General features: G+C 70.4%; 14 protein-coding genes. 6 read left to right on the forward strand and 8 right to left on the reverse strand.

Annotation, left to right across the window (positions count from 1 at the left end; translation table 11 throughout):
* From ACWFRU_RS38535 to ACWFRU_RS38545, 3 genes are read left to right on the forward strand one after another with little or no spacing between them, the layout of a single operon-like run.
* A complete protein-coding gene (locus ACWFRU_RS38535; RefSeq protein WP_363211112.1) occupies positions 1-405 on the forward strand; it encodes a DUF742 domain-containing protein in 405 nt (134 codons plus the stop codon).
* A 24-nt stretch (positions 406-429) separates the two neighbouring features.
* Entirely contained in the window at positions 430-4,128 is a 3,699-nt protein-coding gene (locus ACWFRU_RS38540; protein WP_453692865.1) for a hydantoinase B/oxoprolinase family protein, read from the forward strand.
* Positions 4,109-4,714, forward strand: coding sequence for a GTP-binding protein (locus ACWFRU_RS38545; protein ID WP_453692867.1), 606 nt, complete (start codon positions 4,109-4,111; stop codon positions 4,712-4,714). Before ACWFRU_RS38540 ends, ACWFRU_RS38545 begins: the two co-directional genes overlap by 20 nt.
* A gap of 71 nt (positions 4,715-4,785) precedes the next feature.
* Here the strand turns inward: ACWFRU_RS38545 and glpK are convergent, their stop codons facing one another.
* From glpK to ACWFRU_RS38570, 5 genes are all read right to left on the reverse strand, one after another.
* Positions 4,786-6,306 (reverse strand): glycerol kinase GlpK, encoded by a 1,521-nt coding sequence (gene glpK, locus ACWFRU_RS38550; protein WP_453692869.1) that lies wholly within the window; start codon positions 6,304-6,306, stop codon positions 4,786-4,788.
* Between the two features lie 14 nt (positions 6,307-6,320).
* A complete protein-coding gene (locus ACWFRU_RS38555; protein ID WP_453692871.1) occupies positions 6,321-7,076 on the reverse strand; it encodes an MIP/aquaporin family protein in 756 nt (251 codons plus the stop codon).
* A 393-nt stretch (positions 7,077-7,469) separates the two neighbouring features.
* Positions 7,470-8,660, reverse strand: a complete 1,191-nt coding sequence (locus ACWFRU_RS38560; RefSeq protein ID WP_453692873.1) for a lipid-transfer protein — start codon at positions 8,658-8,660, stop codon at positions 7,470-7,472.
* Positions 8,657-9,118: a Zn-ribbon domain-containing OB-fold protein gene (locus ACWFRU_RS38565; RefSeq protein WP_453692895.1), complete on the reverse strand. Its 462-nt coding sequence runs from the start codon at positions 9,116-9,118 to the stop codon at positions 8,657-8,659. The genes ACWFRU_RS38560 and ACWFRU_RS38565 overlap by 4 nt, the downstream gene beginning before the upstream one ends.
* A gap of 102 nt (positions 9,119-9,220) precedes the next feature.
* On the reverse strand, positions 9,221-10,027 hold the full coding sequence (locus ACWFRU_RS38570) for a M15 family metallopeptidase (RefSeq protein ID WP_453692875.1): 807 nt from the start codon (positions 10,025-10,027) through the stop codon (positions 9,221-9,223).
* An 83-nt stretch (positions 10,028-10,110) separates the two neighbouring features.
* Between ACWFRU_RS38570 and ACWFRU_RS38575 the strand changes: the two genes are divergently transcribed.
* The gene (locus tag ACWFRU_RS38575) at positions 10,111-10,644 is read left to right on the forward strand and encodes an NUDIX domain-containing protein (RefSeq protein WP_453692877.1); all 534 of its coding nucleotides are present in this window, start codon (positions 10,111-10,113) and stop codon (positions 10,642-10,644) included.
* Here the strand turns inward: ACWFRU_RS38575 and ACWFRU_RS38580 are convergent.
* The gene (locus ACWFRU_RS38580; protein ID WP_453692879.1) at positions 10,635-13,001 is read right to left on the reverse strand and encodes a glycoside hydrolase family 31 protein; all 2,367 of its coding nucleotides are present in this window, start codon (positions 12,999-13,001) and stop codon (positions 10,635-10,637) included. The genes ACWFRU_RS38575 and ACWFRU_RS38580 overlap by 10 nt on opposite strands.
* Positions 13,002-13,215: 214 nt before the next feature.
* Here ACWFRU_RS38580 and ACWFRU_RS38585 point away from each other — a divergent pair, with 214 nt between their 5' ends.
* On the forward strand, positions 13,216-15,198 hold the full coding sequence (locus ACWFRU_RS38585) for an acetoacetate--CoA ligase (RefSeq protein ID WP_453692881.1): 1,983 nt from the start codon (positions 13,216-13,218) through the stop codon (positions 15,196-15,198).
* 78 nt (positions 15,199-15,276) lie between these two features.
* Positions 15,277-16,170: a hypothetical protein gene (locus ACWFRU_RS38590; protein ID WP_453692883.1), complete on the forward strand. Its 894-nt coding sequence runs from the start codon at positions 15,277-15,279 to the stop codon at positions 16,168-16,170.
* 58 nt (positions 16,171-16,228) lie between these two features.
* On the opposite strand, the gene ptsP is transcribed toward ACWFRU_RS38590, so the two are convergent.
* Together ptsP and ACWFRU_RS38600 are read right to left on the reverse strand one after the other, a co-directional pair.
* The gene (ptsP, locus tag ACWFRU_RS38595; protein WP_453692885.1) at positions 16,229-17,899 is read right to left on the reverse strand and encodes a phosphoenolpyruvate--protein phosphotransferase; all 1,671 of its coding nucleotides are present in this window, start codon (positions 17,897-17,899) and stop codon (positions 16,229-16,231) included.
* Between the two features lie 75 nt (positions 17,900-17,974).
* A complete protein-coding gene (locus tag ACWFRU_RS38600) occupies positions 17,975-18,424 on the reverse strand; it encodes a PTS sugar transporter subunit IIA (RefSeq protein ID WP_453692887.1) in 450 nt (149 codons plus the stop codon).
* Between the last annotated feature and the right edge of the window lie 409 nt (positions 18,425-18,833).

Below are 18,833 nucleotides of genomic sequence, written 5' to 3' on the forward strand. Positions count from 1 at the left end.
ATGAGCGAAGACGGCACAGGGACACAAGGGACGCCTCGCTGGTTCGACGACGACGCCGGGCCCGTGGTGCGGCCGTACGCCATGACGCGCGGCCGGACCACGAGTCCGGCCCAGCATCGCCTCGATCTGATCGCGGTCGTCATCGCGGAGGCCCGTGCCGGTGACCCGGAGGCGGACAGGAGGCTGTCTCCGGAGCACGTGGACATCGTCGGGCTCTGCCGTGACAGCCCCCAGTCTGTCGCCGAACTGGCGGCCGAACTGGACCTTCCCATCGGCGTGATCCGGGTCCTCATCGGCGATCTCGTCGATGACGAACTGGTGCACGTGACACGTCCCGTACCCCCGGCGGAACTGCCGGACGAGAGTATTCTGCGCGACGTGATCAACGGCCTCCGGGCGCTCTGAACAGCGCGGAAGCGGGAGTGGGACGTGACTGGCTGGCAGTTCTGGGTCGACAGGGGCGGCACCTTCACGGACATCGTCGCGCGGCGCCCCGACGGGCGGCTGCTCACGCACAAACTCCTGTCGGACAACCCGTCCCGCTACGCCGACGCGGCCGTCGCCGGCATCCGTGCATTACTGGATTCCGCTCCCGGTGCCGCCGACGCCTCCGACGGCACCGCGGACGTGCGGATCGACGCCGTCCGGATGGGCACCACCGTCGCCACCAACGCCCTCCTGGAGCGCAAGGGCGAGCCCACCGCCCTGGTGATCACCCGCGGCTTCGGCGACGCCCTGCGCATCGCCTACCAGAACCGTCCCCACATCTTCGCCCGCGAGATCGTCCTCCCGGAACTGCCGTACGACCGGGTCATCGAGGCCGACGAGCGGGTCACCGCCGAGGGTGAGGTCCTGCGGGCCCCCGACCTCGAACAGCTCGCCGAGCCGCTGCGCCAGGCGCACGAGGACGGCATCCGGGCCGTCGCGGTGGTCTGCATGCACAGCCACCTGTACCCCGCCCACGAGCGGGCCATCGCCGAACTGGCCGTCCGCACGGGCTTCGCGCAGGTCTCACTCTCCAGCGAGGTCAGCCCGCTGATGAAGCTGGTCCCGCGCGGCGACACGGCGGTCGTCGACGCCTATCTGTCGCCCGTCCTTGACCGCTACGTCCAGCACGTGGCCGACGAACTCGACGGCGTACGCCTGATGTTCATGCAGTCGAACGGCGGTCTCACCGAAGCGGGCCAGTTCCGCGGCAAGGACGCGATCCTGTCCGGGCCCGCGGGCGGCATCGTCGGCATGGCCCGCATGTCGCAGCGCGCGGGCTTCGACCGCGTCATCGGCTTCGACATGGGCGGCACGTCCACGGACGTGTCGCACTACGCGGGCGAGTACGAGCGGGTCTTCACCACGCAGATCGCGGGCGTACGACTGCGCGCGCCGATGCTCGACATCCACACCGTCGCGGCGGGCGGCGGCTCCGTGCTGCACTTCGACGGCAGCCGCTACCGCGTGGGCCCCGACTCGGCGGGCGCGTCCCCGGGCCCGGCGTGCTACCGCAACGGCGGCCCGCTCACCGTCACCGACGCCAACGTCGCCCTCGGGCGCGTCCAGGCCGCCCACTTCCCGAAGGTGTTCGGGCCGGACGGCGACCAGCCGCTCGACGAGGCGCTCGTGCGCGACCGCTTCAGCGCACTGGCCCGCGACATCAGGGAACACACCGGCGACGACCGCACCCCGGAGCAGGTCGCCGAGGGATATCTGCAGATCGCCGTCGCCAACATCGCGGCCGCCGTCAAGCGCATCTCGGTCCAGAAGGGCCACGACGTCACCCGCTACGCCCTGACCACGTTCGGTGGCGCGGGCGGCCAGCACGCCTGCATGGTCGCCGACTCGCTGGGCATCCGCACCGTCCTCGTACCCCCCATGGCGGGAGTGCTCTCCGCGCTCGGCATCGGACTCGCCGACACCACCGCGATGCGCGAACAGTCCGTGGAGGCCCGCCTCGAACCGTCGGCGATGCCGCGGGTCCTGAAGACCGCCGACGACCTGGAGGAAGCGGCCCGCGCCGAACTCCTCGCCGAGGACGTGCCCGAGGACCGCGTCCGCGTCACCCGCCGCGCCCAACTGCGCTACGACGGCACCGACACCACCCTCACCGTGGAGCTCACCGAGCCGGACAGCATGATCCGTGTCTTCGAGGAACGCCACCGCACCACCTACTCCTTCACCCTGGACCGCCCCGTCGTCGTCGAGGCGCTCTCCGTGGAGGCCACCGGCCTGACCGAGCAGCCAGACCTCTCCGTGCTCGCCGGTGACACACGCCGAGGCGCAGCGCGGACCGTCAGCCTGCACACGGGCGGCACCTGGCGCGACGTGCCCCTGCACCGCCGCGAGGAACTGCCGTACGGCGAGACCGTCGACGGACCCGCGATCATCACCGAGGCCAGCTCCACGACGGTCGTGGACGACGGCTGGCAGGCGGCCATGTCACACGAGGGTCACCTGGTCATGGAACGTGTGGCGGTGCCCGAGGGTTCCGCCGCGAGCACCGAGGCCGACCCCGTCCTCCTCGAGGTCTTCAACAACCTCTTCATGTCGATCGCCGAACAGATGGGCGCCCGGCTGGAGTCCACGGCACAGTCGGTCAACATCAAGGAGCGGCTCGACTTCTCCTGCGCGCTCTTCGACCCGGACGGCAACCTCGTCGCCAACGCCCCTCACATCCCGGTCCACCTGGGCTCGATGGGCACCAGCGTGAAGGAGGTGATCCAGCGCCGAGGCAGCAACATGCGCCCCGGGGACACCTACGCGGTCAACGACCCCTACCACGGCGGAACCCACCTCCCGGACGTCACCGTCATCACGCCCGTCTTCGACACCCCGGGGGAACGTGAGACCCCGGGGGAGCGGGTCCTCTTCTACGTGGCGTCGCGCGGGCACCACGCGGAGATCGGCGGCATCGCCCCCGGTTCCATGCCGGCCAACAGCCGCACCATCGAGGAAGAGGGCGTCCTCTTCGACAACTGGCTCCTCGTGGAGGGCGGCCGCCTCCGCGAGACCGAGACCCTGAGCCTGCTCACCGACGCCCCGTACCCCTCCCGCAACCCGGCCATCAACCTCGCCGACCTGCGCGCCCAGATCGCCGCCAACCAGAAGGGCGTCGACGAAGTCGGCCGCATGATCGAGAACTTCGGGCTCGACGTCGTCCAGGCGTACATGCGGCACGTACAGGACAACGCCGAAGAAGCGGTACGCCGAGTCATCGACGCACTAGAAGAGGGCGAGTTCGCCTATCCGACGGACTCGGGGGCAGTCATCCGCGTCCGTGTCTCCGTGGACCGCGAAGCCCGCACGGCGACCATCGACTTCACCGGCACGTCGGGCCAGCTCGCGACGAACTTCAACGCGCCCTTCGCGGTGGTCAACGCCGCGGTCCTGTACGTCTTCCGCACCCTGGTGGCCGAGGACATCCCGCTCAACGACGGCTGCCTGCGCCCCCTGCGCATCGTCGTGCCCCCGGGCTCCCTGCTGGCCCCCGAGCCGCCGGCGGCCGTCGTCGCCGGAAACGTCGAGACGTCACAGGCGATCACCGGCGCCCTCTACGGAGCCCTGGGCGTCCAGGCCGAGGGCTCCGGGACGATGAACAACGTCACCTTCGGCAACGACCGCCACCAGTACTACGAGACCGTGGCCTCGGGCTCCGGGGCGGGCGACGGCTTCGACGGGGCGTCCGTCGTCCAGACCCACATGACCAACTCCCGGCTCACCGACCCCGAGGTCCTCGAGTGGCGCCTGCCCGTGCTCCTGGAGGAGTTCGCCGTACGCCGGGGCAGCGGCGGCACCGGCAGATGGCGCGGCGGGGACGGAGCCGTGCGCCGCATCCGCTTCCGCGAACCGATGACGGTCTCCACGCTCTCGCAGCACCGCAGAGTGGCGCCGTACGGCATGGCGGGCGGCAGCCCCGGAGCGCTCGGTGCGGGCCGCGTGGAGCGCGCCGACGGCGGCGTCCAGGAGCTGGACGGCAGTGACTTCGCGGACGCCGGCCCCGGCGACGTACTCGTGATCGAAACCCCAGGCGGCGGCGGATACGGTCCGGCCCCGCGCGACAGCGGTGCGACAAGCGCACCCCCCGAAGCAACTGACACTGATCCAGGAGAAGCGAGCGATGATCTTCAAGCGTGCTGAGCGCGGCAAGGCCCCCGTCGAGCCGGTGACGCTGAAGATCCTGGTGGCGGGCGGCTTCGGCGTCGGCAAGACGACCCTCGTCGGCGCCGTCAGCGAGATCAAACCGCTGCGCACCGAGGAGCTGCTCAGCGAGGCGGGCCGCCCGGTCGACGACACCAGCGGTGTCTCGGACAAGCACACCACCACCGTCGCCATGGACTTCGGGCGCATCACGCTCCGCGAGGACCTGGTCCTCTACGTCTTCGGCACCCCGGGCCAGGACCGCTTCTGGTTCCTCTGGGACGAGCTGGCCACCGGGGCGCTGGGTGCCGTGGTCCTCGCGGACACCCGCCGCCTGGAGGACTGCTTCGCGGCCGTCGACTACTTCGAGCGCCGCTCCATACCCTTCGTCGTGGGCGTCAACTGCTTCGAGGGCGCGTCGCGTTACCCCGCCGAGGCCGTGCGGCAGGCGCTGGACCTCGACCCCGATGTTCCCGTGCTGATGTGCGACGCGCGCGAGCGGCAGTCCGTCAAGGAAGTCCTCATCGGGGTGGTCCAGCACGCGATGGCGGTCGCCGCCGCGGCCAGGGAGCCCGCGACCACCTGAGCCGGTGAGCGCATACACAGCCGCGGCCCGTACCCCCGCCGAACGGGGTACGGGCCGCGGTCATCCTCGGCTCAGCTCGCGCCGTCCTCGTGCCAGCCGAAGCTCCGCTCCACCGCCTTGTGCCAGTTGTGGTACTCGCGCTCGCGGGCCTCGGTGTCCATCACCGGCGTCCACTCGACGTCCTGCTGCCAGTGCGCCTTCAGCTCGTCGAGGTCGTTCCACACACCGGTCGCCAGACCGGCGGCGTACGCGGCGCCCAGACACGTCGTCTCGGAGACCTTCGGCCGGATCACCGGCACCCCGAGCACGTCCGCCTGGTGCTGCATCAGCAGATTGTTCTTGGTCATGCCGCCGTCCACCTTCAGGGTCCGCAGCTGCACCCCGGAGTCCTGGTACATCGCGTCGACGACCTCACGGGTCTGCCAGCTGGTCGCCTCCAGGACGGCGCGCGCCAGATGCGCCTTGGTCACGTACCGGGTGAGTCCGGTGACGACACCGCGTGCGTCGGAGCGCCAGTAGGGCGCGAAGAGGCCGGAGAAGGCGGGCACGATGTACGCGCCGCCGTTGTCCTCCACGCTCGCGGCGAGCGTCTCGATCTCGTCCGCGCTGCGGATGATGCCGAGCTGGTCGCGGAACCACTGCACCAGGGCGCCGGTGATCGCGATCGCCCCTTCGAGGCAGTAGACGGGCGCCTCGGAGCCGATCTTGTAGCCCATGGTGGTGAGCAGCCCGTTCTTCGAGGGGACGGGCCGGTTACCGGTGTTGAGCAGCAGGAAGCTTCCGGTTCCGTACGTGTTCTTCGCCGTCCCCGTGTCGTAGCACGCCTGCCCGAAGATGGCCGCCTGCTGGTCGCCGAGCGCCGAGGCGACCGGCACACCGGAGAGCTGCCCGACCGCCGTGCCGTAGACCTCCGCCGACGACCTGATCTCCGGGAGGACCGCCTCGGGGACGTTCATCGCGGCCAGGATCGACTGGTCCCACTCCAGGGTCGCCAGGTTCATCAGCATGGTGCGCCCGGCGTTGGTGACGTCCGTGACGTGCACGCCGCCGTCCGTGCCGCCGGTGAGATTCCAGATCAGCCAGGAGTCGATGGTGCCGAACGCGATCTCGCCGCGCTCGGCGCGGGCCCGCAGACCCGGCACGTTGTCGAGCAGCCAGGCCGCCTTCGGCCCGGAGAAGTAGCTCGCGAGCGGCAGCCCGGTCTGCTCCCGGAACCGGTCCTGGCCGTCGGCGCCGCCCAGCTCGGTGCAGAGCGCCGACGTCCGGGTGTCCTGCCAGACGATCGCGTTGTGCACGGGCTTGCCGGTCGCGCGGTCCCACAGGACCGTCGTCTCGCGCTGGTTGGTGATGCCGAGGGCGCTGATCTGGTCGGTACGGAGCCCGGCCTTGGCGATCGCTCCCGCGACCACGGCCTGCACCTTGGACCAGATCTCGGTGGCGTCGTGCTCGACCCACCCCGGCTTGGGGAAGATCTGGCGGTGTTCCCGCTGGTCGACGGCGACGATCTCGCCCGCGTGGTTGAAGATGATGCAGCGGCTGGAGGTGGTGCCCTGGTCGATGGCGGCGACGAACTTCTCGGAGTTGTCCGGCATGGCTACCCCTAGCGTCAGAAGGCTACGTTGTAGATGAGACCTGCGAGCGCTCCGCCGATCAGCGGCCCGGCCACCGGGACCCAGGCGTAACTCCAGTCGGACGTGCCCTTGTTCGGGATCGGCAGGAACGTGTGCACGATGCGCGGGCCCAGGTCACGGGCCGGGTTGATGGCGTAGCCGGTGGGCCCGCCGAGCGAGAGGCCGATGCCGACGACCAGGAACGCCACGATCAGCGTCTGCGTGCCGGATTCGCCGAGCCCCTTGGTGAGCCCGAAGGCGAGGATGGGCAGCACCAGGGCGATGGTCGCGATGATCTCCGTGACGAGGTTGGCGACCGGGTTCCGGATTTCCGGGATGGTCGAGAAGATGCCGAGGGTCGGCGTGGGCTCGTGCGCGCTCGTCACCTTGTCCTTGAGGTTCCCGGAGACGTTGGCGTTGAACTGCGCGTAGTACACGAGGTACGCGAGGACGGCGCCGAGCATCGCGCCGATCATCTGTCCGAGCAGATAGATCCAGACCTTGCCCCACTCCTCGGTGTCGATCGCGATGCCGAGTGTGACGGCGGGGTTGAGATGACCACCGGACAGGGGCCCCGCGGTGTACGCGCCCGCGAGCACGCCGAAGCCCCATCCGAAGGCGATGACGACCCATCCGGAGGCTTTCGCCTTCGAGTGGCTCAAGGTGACGGCGGCACATACGCCGGCGCCCAAAAGAATCAGGATCGCGGTGCCGATGATCTCACCGACGAAGATATCCCCATTCGAGTACATGGCGGCTCCTAGGCCCTCGCCCGGGGCGGTGGCCCCGGTACTCCGTGCTGGGTGCGTTCCACGACTACTGCCTGGCTTTGCCCGGTGACTTCAGCCGAAGGCAGGGGTGTCCCGCGCCCCGCCCGGCTTCCATGGCGAGCGTGCCGTCGCAGTCGAATCGCCCAGAGGGGGATGACCCGCTGAACAGGTCCTTCGTGCGGACCCTTCGCGCGTACAGGGGCCCTGAATGGCGCGGAGCCGAAGTGCGGCGATGCCGACTGACACCGGAAGTGTTCACCGGTGGTGATGGAGCGTCAAGGTCGCGGACGGCAACGGTTAACCGGCGTACGCCCTTCCTCTGCGAGGCGCCCGTGGTCTTGCCCGCGGTGAGCGCGGGAGGGACGGTGACAGCGGTCAGTGCACCGCGACGACCGCGGAGCCATGCCCGAACAGCCCTTGATTCGCGGTGATCCCCGCGCGCGCCCCTGTGACCTGCCGCGCCCCGGCAGTCCCTCGCAACTGCCATGTCAGTTCGCATACTTGGGCGATGGCCTGCGCCGGAACGGCCTCTCCGAAGGAGGCGAGTCCACCGCTGGGGTTGACCGGTATGCGTCCGCCCGGGGCGGTCGCTCCCTCCCGCAGCAGCTTGGCTCCCTCTCCCTCGCCGCAGAGCCCCAGGTCCTCGTACCATTGCAGTTCGAGCGCGGTGGAGAGGTCGTAAACCTCCGCCAGGGAGAGCTCGTCGGGCCCGATGCCCGCCTCTTCGTACGCGGCGTGCGCGATGGAGGCGCGGAAGGTCCCGTCGGCGGGCGGCACGACGGCCGCGGAGTCCGTCGCGATGTCCGGCAGGTCCAGGACGGTGGTCGGGTACGTCGGCGTCACCGTGGACACGGCCCGGATCCGCACCGGGTTGCCCACGCCGTGCCGTCGGGCGAACTTCATGCTGGAGAGCACGAGCGCCGCCGCTCCGTCGGAGGTCGCGCAGATGTCGAGCAGCCGCAAGGGGTCGGCGACGACAGCCGAGGCGGCCACCTCGTCGGCGGTGACGGTCTTGCGGTAGCGCGCGCTCGGATTGAGCGCCCCCGACGCCGCGTTCTTCACCTTGACCTGGGCGAAGTCCTCCAGGGTGTCGCCGTGGACCGCCATCCTCCGGCGTGCGTAGAGGCCGAAGTACGTGGGGTTGGTGGCACCGAGGAGGCGGAACCGCAGCCAGTCCGGGTCGTCGTGCCGGTTCCCTCCGGCGGGCCGGAAGAACCCCTTGGGCGCGGCGTCCGCCCCGACCACGAGGACGACGTCGGCGAGGCCGGCGAGGATCTGCGTACGCGCGGTGTTGATCGCCTGGGCCCCGGACGCGCACGCCGCGTACACGCTGGCGACCCGCGCGCCCTGCCAGCCGAGCGCCTTCGCGAACGTCGCCCCCGCCACATACCCGGGATAGCCGCCGCGGACCGTGTCCGCCCCCACGACGGACCCCACGTCACGCCAGTCCACTCCGGCGTCGGCGAGCGCCGCGCGGGCCGCCGCCGTGCCGTACTCGACGAAGCTCCTGCCCCACTTGCCCCATGGGTGCATGCCCGCACCGAGGACCGCCACCTCGCTGGTCATGCGCCCACCCCCACCGGCCGCCAGTACCACGTCGTCGCCGAGCCCTCGTCGGCGTCACCCTGCCCGTCCTGCCCGTCCTCCCCGTACTCGTCGGCCAGCACCCCGGCGACGACCTCCACCTCCATGCCGACCTCCAGATCGGCGACGGTGACCCCGGGAGCCGCCTGGCCGAGCACCACCATCCGCTCCGCTTCCAGCTCTACAGCGATCAACGCGTAGGGCTGCCAGGGAAGTTCCGGGTCGGAGACATAGGGTGCGGGCGGGCGGTAGCGGCTGTCCGTGTACGACCAGACGCGCCCTCGCCGGGAGAGCGGCACCTCTTCGAGGTCGCCGCCCGCGCATCCGGGATTGCGGCAGAAGCCGTCCTCGCGGGGGAAGAAGACGCAGGCGCAGGCCGAGCAGCGCGTGCCCAGTAGGCGGAAGTTGTCTCCCTCCCCGGCGAACCATCCGGTCACCACGGGAGTACGCGTACGCGACAAGGCTCCTCCACGACACTGGATCTGACGGAACGTCAGAAGTGTGCCACGGGCAACCGGACCCCGTCAGTAGCGCGGCACCCGCTACTTCCCCTGCAGCGAGCGTCGTGCCACGGGGAAGTCGAAGTAGGTGTCAGGGAAGAGCTCGGGCTTGTACGTGAAGTGCCACCACTCCTCCGGAAGGTTGACGAAACCGACCTTGGTCAGCGTGCCCCGCAGCAGATCGCGGTTGGCCCGCTGCTTGCCGGTGATCCGGGGATCGTCCGTGTGGGAGAGGGTGTCGAAGCAGTCGAACCCCGTGCCCATGTCCAGGGAGTTGTCGGGGAACCGCTCGTCCTGGGGCCCGTAGCAGGGCGTGAGGGGCTCTCCGGGGACGTACGGCCGCGTGGGCAGGGCGGGCAGCTTCACGACCGTCAGATCGAGCGTAGAGCCACGGCTGTGCCCGGACTTCGCCGCGATGTAGCCGTCCTCGAACAACCGCGACTTGTCGACATGGGGATAGAACTCCGCCTTCATGCGTACGTCACCGAGATCCTCGGCCCAGCGCACGAACTGGTCGACCGCCCGCTGCGGCCGGTAACAGTCGTACACCTTCAGGGAGTAGCCCTTGCGCAGCAGCGTGCGCTGGGCCTTGTGCAGCGCCTTCGCCGCGGGCTCGGTGAGGATGCACATCGGCTTCTTGTAGCCGTCGATGGGCTCGCCCACGAAGTTGTGCGGCGTGAGGTACCGCATCTCCTGGATGATCGTCGGATCGACGTCCCGCAAGGCCACGAACTCATCGGGCGCCTTGGGTTCGGGCTTGGCCTGGGCGGGCGCGGAGACGGCGGCCACGGCGACGAGAGCGGTGGCGGTGACGGCGATTTTCCGCAGTGCGGGGGCGATTCCTGTCATGAACCCTGCATCTATCAGGATCTGGTCCCGGAGCGAAAGACCGGCACCGGAGTATCGGACAGAGATCGGATACAGTCCGCGGCGTGTCCGCATCCCAGCACCGCGCCGCACCCGCCCCGGGCTCCCACTGTTCGAGCTGCGGGTCCCCTTACGGGGAGCGTCGTTCCGCCTGGCCCCGCACCTGCGCGGCCTGCGGCACGGTGGCCTACCGCAACCCGCTGCCCGTAGCGGTCGCCCTGCAGCCCGTGTACGACACCAAAGGCACCGCCCTTGTCGTAGTGACCCGCACCATCGCCCCCGCGCGCGGGGGAGTGGCCCTGCCCGGAGGGTTCATCGACGACCGGGAGGACTGGCGGGACGCCGTCGTCCGCGAACTCAGGGAAGAGACCGGCATCGGCGCACAGAGCCGCGACGTCCGCCTCGCGGACGCGCTCAGCGCCCCCGCCGGCTACCTGCTGCTCTTCGGCCTCCTGCCCGAGCGCCCGGCAGCCGACCTGCCGGACCCCGCGCCCACGGGGGAGACCGAGGGCTGGCACCTGCTGCACCGCCCGGCCGAACTCGCCTTCCCCCTGCACACACTGGCGGTGCGCGCCTGGTTCGAGGGCCGCTACATCTGACGCCGCGAGCTCCCCCGCACCGTCACCGGCAGCCCCACGTCGCCCGCCTCCGCGCCGTCCCGCTCGACCACCACCCGCTCCCCGGCCCAGCGTGCGACGAACCGCTCGATCTCCGGCTCCTCCCAGCCGTCACCCGCGTCCCTGACCACCAGGCCGCCTCCCGTACGCCCCGGCGCCGGAGCCCACACCTCCAGCTCAAGACCACCGTCGGCGCCCCGCACCGGCAGCACCGCACCCGCCCGCGCCAGCACCGGGATGCGGGACAGCGGAGCCTCCAGCAGCACCCGGGCCGGGCCCTCGTACGCCTGGCCGGTCGCCGTGTCGTACCAGCGACCGGGCGGCAGCCGGACCGTGCGGCGGACCGCCCCCGGCTCGAACACCGGCGCCACCAGCAGACAGTCGCCGAGCAAGAACGCGTCCTCGCAGTCACGCAGCTCCCGGTCCTCCGGACTGCCCCACCACAGGGGCCGCACATACGGCGTGCCCGTACGCCGGGCCAGATGCGCGAGCGTCACGAAGTACGGCAGCAGCCGCCGGCGTTCGCCGAGCGCCACGCGCGCGTGCTCAAGCACTTCGGGACCGAACTCCCAGGGCTCCCTGCGCCCGGCCCGCAACGCGGCGTGCGTACGGAACAGCGGCAGACACGAGCCGAGCTGAAACCACCGCAGATACAGCTCGGGTGACGGACTGCCGTCGAACCCGCCCACATCGGGGCCCGAGTACGGCACGCCGCACAGCCCCAGACCGAGCACCAGCGACAAAGACGCCCGCAACCCGGGCCACCCCGTGGCCACATCCCCGGACCACGTCCCTCCGTAGCGCTGCATCCCCGCCCACCCGGAGCGCGAGAACAGGAACGGCCGCTCCTGGGGGTGCAGTTCGCGCAGCCCCTCGTACCCGGCGCGCGCCATGCAGAGGCCGTACACGTTGTGCGCCTCACGGTGGTCACCACCGCGGCCCTCCAAGGCGTGCCGGGCCGAACGGGGCAGCGTCGGCTCCCCGAAGGCGGCGAAGGACACCGGCTCGTTCATGTCGTGCCAGAAACCCGCGAACCCCTGGGCGAGCCGCTCCTTGTAGAGACCGCCCCACCACGCCCGCACCCGCGCGTCCGTGAAGTCGGGATACACCGCCTGGCCAGGCCAGACGACCCCGTGCACCGTCCGCCCCGCGGCATCCCGCACAAAGGCGTCCGTCGCGCTGCCGCTGTCGTAGACCTCGTTGCCCGGCTCGGCCTTCACCGCCGGGTCGACGATCGACACCAGACGCACACCCTCCTTGAGCAAGTCGTCGGCCAACTGCGGCACATGGGGATAGGTCTCCTTGTCGACGGTGAACACTTGATGCGCTTCGTAGTGATCGATGTCCAGATGGACGGCATCCAGCGGCAGCCCCCGATCCCGGTATCCGGCCACGATCCGCCGCACCTCGCGCTCACTGCCGAAACCCCACCGCGCGTGATGGTGACCGAGCGCCCACGCGGGCGGCAGCGCGGGCGGTCCGGTGAGCGAGGCCCAGGCGTGCAGCACGCGCGCGGGGGTGCCCACCATCACCCAGCACCGCAGCGGCCCGCCATCCATGCGCACCTCGCACGAACCCGCCCTGTCATGCCCCGACCCCGCGCCCTCCTCACCCTCGCGCACCGACACGGTGCCGTCCCACGTGTTGTCGTGGAACACCAGATGACAGCCGGCGTCGGCCACGACGAACTGCACCGGCATGGTGATGTACAAGGGGCCGTCTCCCGGCCCGAACGACCCACCGGGATCGGTGTTCCACAGCCGGTACGACCCGTTCCGCAGCCGCGGCCCCCGCGCGCGGCCCCCGAGCCCGAAGAACCGCGCGTCCGCCGCCACCTGCGAACGCTGCAGCCAGCGCGTGGCACCCCCGGCCGACTCCCACCAGCGGGGCGGCAGATCGCGGCGCAGCACCAGACCGCCGGGCGTCCGCAGTTCCACGGCGCCAAGACGCGAGACGATCACGGTCGCCCGCTCCGACACGACCCGCCAGCCGCCCTCCTTGTCCGGCTCGAGCACGGCTCGCGGGTCCGCCTCGGGACTCCCGCTGACAAGCGCGTACGAGGGGTCGGGCTCCGCACCGTCCCAGCCCCAGAAGATCGCCCCGCCCGTCGTGACCCGCACCCGCAACTCAGAACGGGCGAACCGCACCACCCCGCCCCCGGGCCCCGGCTCCACCCCCGTCACCGGACCGGGCACCCGCGCGCGCTCGACACCCCGGGGGGCGAGCGCGGCGGCGTCCGCCCGCTGCCTGCGCCAAGAGGACCGCACCGCACGCAACCCCTGCGCCGTACCGACCAAGCTGACCGCCTTCATCGAACGCACCAGGTCACGACCGTTCATGCTGCTCACCCTGCCACCGAAGAAGCCGCCCGTGTGGATCGTTCAACTGCCGTTCACCTGGGGTGACGGCACATAGTCGCCTCGCCGACTGTGTGAGGCACACCCTGGTGTCGAAATCGATCACGTGGCATCGTCCCTGTCAGCCGTGTCGCGCGCACAACCAGCACGCGCGCACCACACACGCATACGACGCTTAGAGCCCGGGAGCCGACCCATGTCCTCAGCGAACCCCTCACCGCTCTGGCAGCCCGACCAGGAACGGATCGCCGCCGCGCAGATCACGCGATTCCAGGCATGGGCCGCCGAACGCCACGGAGCGCCCGCCGACGGCGGCTACGCGGCCCTGCACCGCTGGTCCGTGGACGAACTGGACACGTTCTGGAAAGCGGTCACCGACTGGTTCGGCGTGCGCTTCTCGACGCCCTACGCGCGCGTACTCGGCGACCGCTCGATGCCGGGCGCGCAGTGGTTCCCCGGAGCTACGCTCAACTACGCCGAACACGCACTGCGCGCCGCAGAGGACCCCGCGCGCGCGGGCGAGCCGGCCCTCCTCCATGTGGACGAGACACACGAGCCGACCGCCACCACCTGGAGCGAGCTGCGCCGCCAGGTCGGCTCCCTGGCGGCAGAGCTGCGCACACTCGGCGTACGCCCCGGAGACCGCGTCAGCGGATACGTCCCGAACATCCCGCAGGCCGTCGTCGCCCTCCTGGCCACCGCGGCCGTCGGCGCCGTCTGGACCTCCTGCGCGCCGGACTTCGGCGCACGCAGCGTCCTTGACCGCTTCCAGCAGGTCGAACCGGTCGTCCTGTTCACCGTCGACGGCTACCGCTACGGCGGCAAGGAGCACGACCGCCGCGACACCGTCGCCGAACTGCGCCGCGAACTGCCCACCCTGCGCGCCGTCGTCCACATCCCGCTGCTCGGCACCGAGGCCCCCGAAGGCGCCCTGGAATGGGCCGCCCTCACCGCCTCGGACACGGCCCCGGTCTTCGAACCGGTCCCGTTCGACCACCCCTTGTGGGTGCTCTACTCCTCCGGCACCACCGGCCTGCCCAAGGCCATCGTCCAGTCCCAGGGCGGCATCCTCGTCGAACACCTCAAGCAGCTCGGCCTGCACTGCGACCTCGGGCCTGGCGACCGCTTCTTCTGGTACACGTCCACCGGCTGGATGATGTGGAACTTCCTCGTCTCCGGCCTCCTCACCGGCACCACGATCGTCCTCTACGACGGCAGCCCCGGCTATCCCGACACCGGCGCCCAGTGGCGCATCGCCGAACGCACGAAGGCCACGCTCTTCGGCACATCGGCGGCGTACGTCATGGCCTGCCGCAAGGCGGACGTGCACCCGGCCCGCGACTTCGACCTCTCCACCGTCAAGTGCGTCGCCACCACCGGCTCCCCGCTCCCGCCCGACGGATTCCGCTGGCTGCACGACGAGTTCGAGGACACCCCCGGCGGCCTGTGGATGGCCTCGGTCAGCGGCGGCACGGACGTCTGCTCCTGCTTCGCCGGCGCCGTCCCCACCCTGCCCGTCCACATCGGCGAGCTCCAGGCCCCCGGCCTCGGCACCGACCTCCAGGCCTGGGACCCCCAGGGCAAGCCGCTCGTCGACGAGGTCGGCGAACTCGTGGTCACCAACCCGATGCCCTCCATGCCGATCCACTTCTGGAACGACACGGACGGCAGCCGCTACCACGACAGCTACTTCGACACCTATCCCGGCGTCTGGCGCCACGGCGACTGGATCACCGTGACCTCGCACGGCTCGGTCGTCATCCACGGCCGCTCCGACTCCACGCTCAACCGCCAGGGCGTACGCATGGGATCGGCCGACATCTACGAAGTCGTCGAACGCCTCCCGGAGATCCGCGAATCCCTCGTCATCGGCGCCGAACAGCCGGACGGCGGCTACTGGATGCCTCTCTTCGTCCATCTGGCCCCCGGCGCCGTCCTCGACGACACCCTCCGCGACCGCATCAAGCAGGCGATCCGCGCCCAGCTCTCCCCGCGCCACGTCCCCGACGAGGTCATCGAGGTCCCCGGCATCCCGCACACCCTCACCGGCAAGCGCATCGAGGTCCCGGTCAAGCGACTGCTCCAGGGCACCGCGCTGGACAAGGCGGTCAACCCCGGCTCGGTGGACAACCTCGACCTGCTCCGCTTCTACGAGGAACTGGCCCGCAAGCGCTCCTGAACTCCCCGCCCCACCACCGTTGTCAGTGCCCACGATTACTCTGAGTGAGCATTGATCGACGTGACGCCAGGGGGAATCATGACGCGCACCCAGCACACCACGATGCGGCGGGCGCTACGCCGCGAAGTCGCCGGCACCATCGGCCTGTTGGCCGACGAGGAGGACTTCGCGGCGATGCGCCGCTATCGCACCTTCACCTTCGACGACCACACGACCTACCTCCGCCAGGCCGAAGGCCTCCTCAGATCACTCGCCTCCGACGGCGGACACACGGCCATCGCGCTCTTCGACCCCGAGGAGTACGCGGAGTACTGCGCCGAGGAAGGTCTCGTCCCCGACGCCCCGGCCAGCCGCACCCGCTTCACCGCCGAACTCGCCGCCACAGGGCCCACCGTGCCGTACGACGGCCGACCCCTCGCCGATCTCCTCCCCGACCTCGTCGACGAAGCGGTCCGCAAGGCCACCTGGGAGTACGCGACCACACTCCTGGCCCGCCTCGGCGCCTGCGCGGTCTGCGGCGAGGACATCGGCCGCGCAGCCTTCGACCGGGCATCGGACCTCGTCGTCCAACTCCTCGAGACCCCCGGCCCCGGCACCCGCCACCTCGTCTGCAGCGTGCCCGCGGTCTCCGAGACACTCCTCGCCACGCTGCACGCAGCGGAGGACACCCAAGGCAACACGCAGCTCGACGAGTCCGAAGCCCTGGAGTTCACCACGGTCCTCGCGGTCGGCATCGCCACCCACAGCGCCGCGGGCCTGGTGATGCGCACCATCGCCGACGGCAAACGCGACCGCGTCCAGGGCTGGCGCCTGCACGGCGAACGCCTGGCGCCCCTCACCGCGGCCGAGGTCTTCGACGCGTACTGCACCGACGCGGTGTCAGGAGACCTCGTCGCCCCGGAATCCGGCGTCGACTACTGCGCCGCACCCACCATCGGGGACACGGAGCCCGACGGACGACACCACCACTGAACGCCGAGGGGCGCCCCACCCATGACGGATGGAGCGCCCCTCACACACCTGGTTCCGGCTACTCGCCGGACAGAACGGCCTGCACGGCCTTCCGGGCTTCCTCGGCACTGTCCGCGGCACGCGCGGCAGCCGCCGCACGCTCACACTGCGCCAGCGTGTACTTGGCCAGCGTCGCCCGCACGTAGGGAATCGACGCCGCACCCATCGACAGGGAGGTGACACCGAGACCGGTCAGCACACAAGCGAGCAGCGGATCGGAAGCCGCCTCGCCACACACGCCACAGCTCTTGCCCTCGGCCCTGGCCGCCTCGGCGGACAGCGCGACCAGGTCGAGCAGCGCGGGCTGCCACGGGTCCTGGAGCCGGGACACGGCACCCACCTGACGGTCGGCGGCAAACGCGTACTGCGCGAGGTCGTTGGTGCCCAGGGAGAGGAACTCGACCTCCTGGAGAATCGAGCGCGCCCGCAGAGCGGCCGACGGAATCTCCACCATGGCACCGAACTTGGCCTGCAGCCCGGCCTCACGGCACGCGTCGGCGAACGCCTTGGCGTCGATGCGGTCGGCGACCATCGGCGCCATGACCTCGAGGTAGACCGGCAGCCCCTCGACGGCCTTGGCCAGCGCGGTCAGCTGCGTACGCAGCACGTCGGGGTGCTCGAGCAGCGACCGCAGCCCACGCACACCCAGCGCCGGGTTCGGCTCGTCGGTGGGCGTCAGGAAGTCGAGCGGCTTGTCGGCCCCGGCGTCCAGCACACGCACGACGACTCGACCCTCGGGGAAGGCCTCGAGCACCTTGCGGTACGCCTCGACCTGCTTCTCCTCCGACGGCGCCTTGGTGCTGTCGTCAAGGAAGAGGAACTCGGTACGGAAGAGACCGACACCCTCGGCCCCTGCCTCCACCGCCGCCGGCACATCCGCGGGTCCACCGACGTTGGCGAGCAACGGAACCTTGTGCCCGTCGGACGTCGCACCCGGACCGGTCGACGCGGCAAGAGCAGCCTTGCGCTCGGCGGCCGAAGCCTCGAGCTGACCCCTCTTCTCCGCACTCGGCTCGACGAAGATCTCACCGGTGCTGCCGTCCACGGCAACAACGGTGCCCTCGGCCAGCTCACCCGCACCCGGCAGCGCGACGATCGCGGGCACACCGAGCGCACGCGCCAAAATCGCGCTGTGACTGGTCGGCCCGCCCTCCTCGGTGACGAAACCGAGCACCAGCGTGGGGTCGAGCAACGCCGTGTCCGCCGGCGCGAGGTCGCGCGCGATCAGGATGTAGGGCTCGTCGCTGTCCGGAACACCGGGCATCGGAACGCCCAGCAGACGGGCGACGATACGATTCCGCACGTCATCGAGGTCGGCCACGCGACCGGCCATGTACTCACCGGCGCCCGCGAGCAGCTCGCGGTAGTGCGAGAACGCGTCGTAGATCGCGCGCTCCGCCGAGCTGCCGACGGTCACCCGCCGGTCGACGTCCGCCATGAGCTCGGGGTCCTGAGCGATCATGGCCTGCGCCTCGAGAACCGCCTGCGCCTCACCACCGGCCAGGTTGCCGCGCGCATTCAGGTCGGCCGCCACAGCTTCCACCGCCTGGCGAGCGCGCCCCTGTTCGCGCTCGGCTTCCTCAGCGGGAATCTGCTTGGCAGGCGGCTCAAGGACCGCCGTCCCCATGTGCCGAACCTCGCCGATCGCCACACCGTGGCTCACGCCGACGCCTCGCAGCGTTGTCTCCATCTCACCGTCTCCGATAGAGCGACGGGCCCAGCCGCCGCGGTGTATGTCGTGCCCGCCGTCAGGGACGGCGTGACGTCACTTCCAGCTGAAGAGAACGTCCCCAGCCTTTACGTCGCCATCCTCCCTGAGACCGGAGAGGGACTCGGCAGTGGCCTCGAGCGCCACGATCGGGCAGATCGGAGACTTGCCGGCGGCCTCGACGCCCGCGGGGTCCCAGCGCACGATGGACTGACCGCGCTGCACGGTGTCACCCTTGTTGACGAGCAGCTCGAAGCCCTCGCCGTTGAGCTGGACGGTGTCGATGCCCAGGTGCGTCAGCACACCGTGACCTTCGTCGTCCACGACGACGAAGGCATGGGGGTGGAGCGAGACGACGATGCCGTCGACGGGCGCGACAGCCTCGGAGGGCTCGCGCGCGGGATCGATGGCCGTGCCGGGCCCGACCATCGCGCCGGAGAAGACGGGGTCCGGTACTGCAGAGAGCCCGATGGCGCGTCCGGCAAGCGGGGACGTCACGCTGGTCATGGCAAGCCTCCCAGGGGGTGGAGATACGTAGCCGCCGTCACTACCTGTCCGGGACGACGCACTGTTCAGAAGAGTAAGTCATAAAAAGTCCCGGTTCCGCGCGAGAGGTCCCGGATGACTGAGTAGGGGCACTGCACAAACGATTTGCGCCCGCCCCAACCGCCGATGTACAGTCGGACTCCTGCCTGAGGCGAGTGACGCGGTCAAGCGTCCGGACTCGGCGGCATCTATCAAGTCAGATCCTAATCCCTGGGTCAGCTTCTGCGTGCTCGCAGATGAGTGGTCGGGGAGCCGAGAAAGTCCTGATAGTGTTTGGACTCGCCGGAAAGGGAAACGCGAAAGCCGAAAGGCCGGAGCGGGAACCGGAAAGGCACCGAGGAAATCGGACACGAAAGAGTCTGATAGAGTC

Source organism: Streptomyces sp. NPDC055099 (assembly GCF_053607685.1).

What these genes read in the sequence shown, in the direction of transcription:
- ACWFRU_RS38535 (WP_363211112.1), top strand. Translation starts at nt 1, where the DNA reads ATGAGCGAAGACGGCACAGGGACACAAGGGACGCCTCGCTGGTTCGAC.
- ACWFRU_RS38545 (WP_453692867.1), top strand. Translation starts at nt 4,109, where the DNA reads ATGATCTTCAAGCGTGCTGAGCGCGGCAAGGCCCCCGTCGAGCCGGTG.
- glpK (WP_453692869.1), bottom strand. Translation starts at nt 6,306, where the DNA reads ATGCCGGACAACTCCGAGAAGTTCGTCGCCGCCATCGACCAGGGCACC.
- ACWFRU_RS38555 (WP_453692871.1), bottom strand. Translation starts at nt 7,076, where the DNA reads ATGTACTCGAATGGGGATATCTTCGTCGGTGAGATCATCGGCACCGCG.
- ACWFRU_RS38560 (WP_453692873.1), bottom strand. Translation starts at nt 8,660, where the DNA reads ATGACCAGCGAGGTGGCGGTCCTCGGTGCGGGCATGCACCCATGGGGC.
- ACWFRU_RS38570 (WP_453692875.1), bottom strand. Translation starts at nt 10,027, where the DNA reads ATGACAGGAATCGCCCCCGCACTGCGGAAAATCGCCGTCACCGCCACC.
- ACWFRU_RS38580 (WP_453692879.1), bottom strand. Translation starts at nt 13,001, where the DNA reads ATGAACGGTCGTGACCTGGTGCGTTCGATGAAGGCGGTCAGCTTGGTC.
- ACWFRU_RS38585 (WP_453692881.1), top strand. Translation starts at nt 13,216, where the DNA reads ATGTCCTCAGCGAACCCCTCACCGCTCTGGCAGCCCGACCAGGAACGG.
- ACWFRU_RS38590 (WP_453692883.1), top strand. Translation starts at nt 15,277, where the DNA reads ATGACGCGCACCCAGCACACCACGATGCGGCGGGCGCTACGCCGCGAA.
- ptsP (WP_453692885.1), bottom strand. Translation starts at nt 17,899, where the DNA reads ATGGAGACAACGCTGCGAGGCGTCGGCGTGAGCCACGGTGTGGCGATC.
- ACWFRU_RS38600 (WP_453692887.1), bottom strand. Translation starts at nt 18,424, where the DNA reads ATGACCAGCGTGACGTCCCCGCTTGCCGGACGCGCCATCGGGCTCTCT.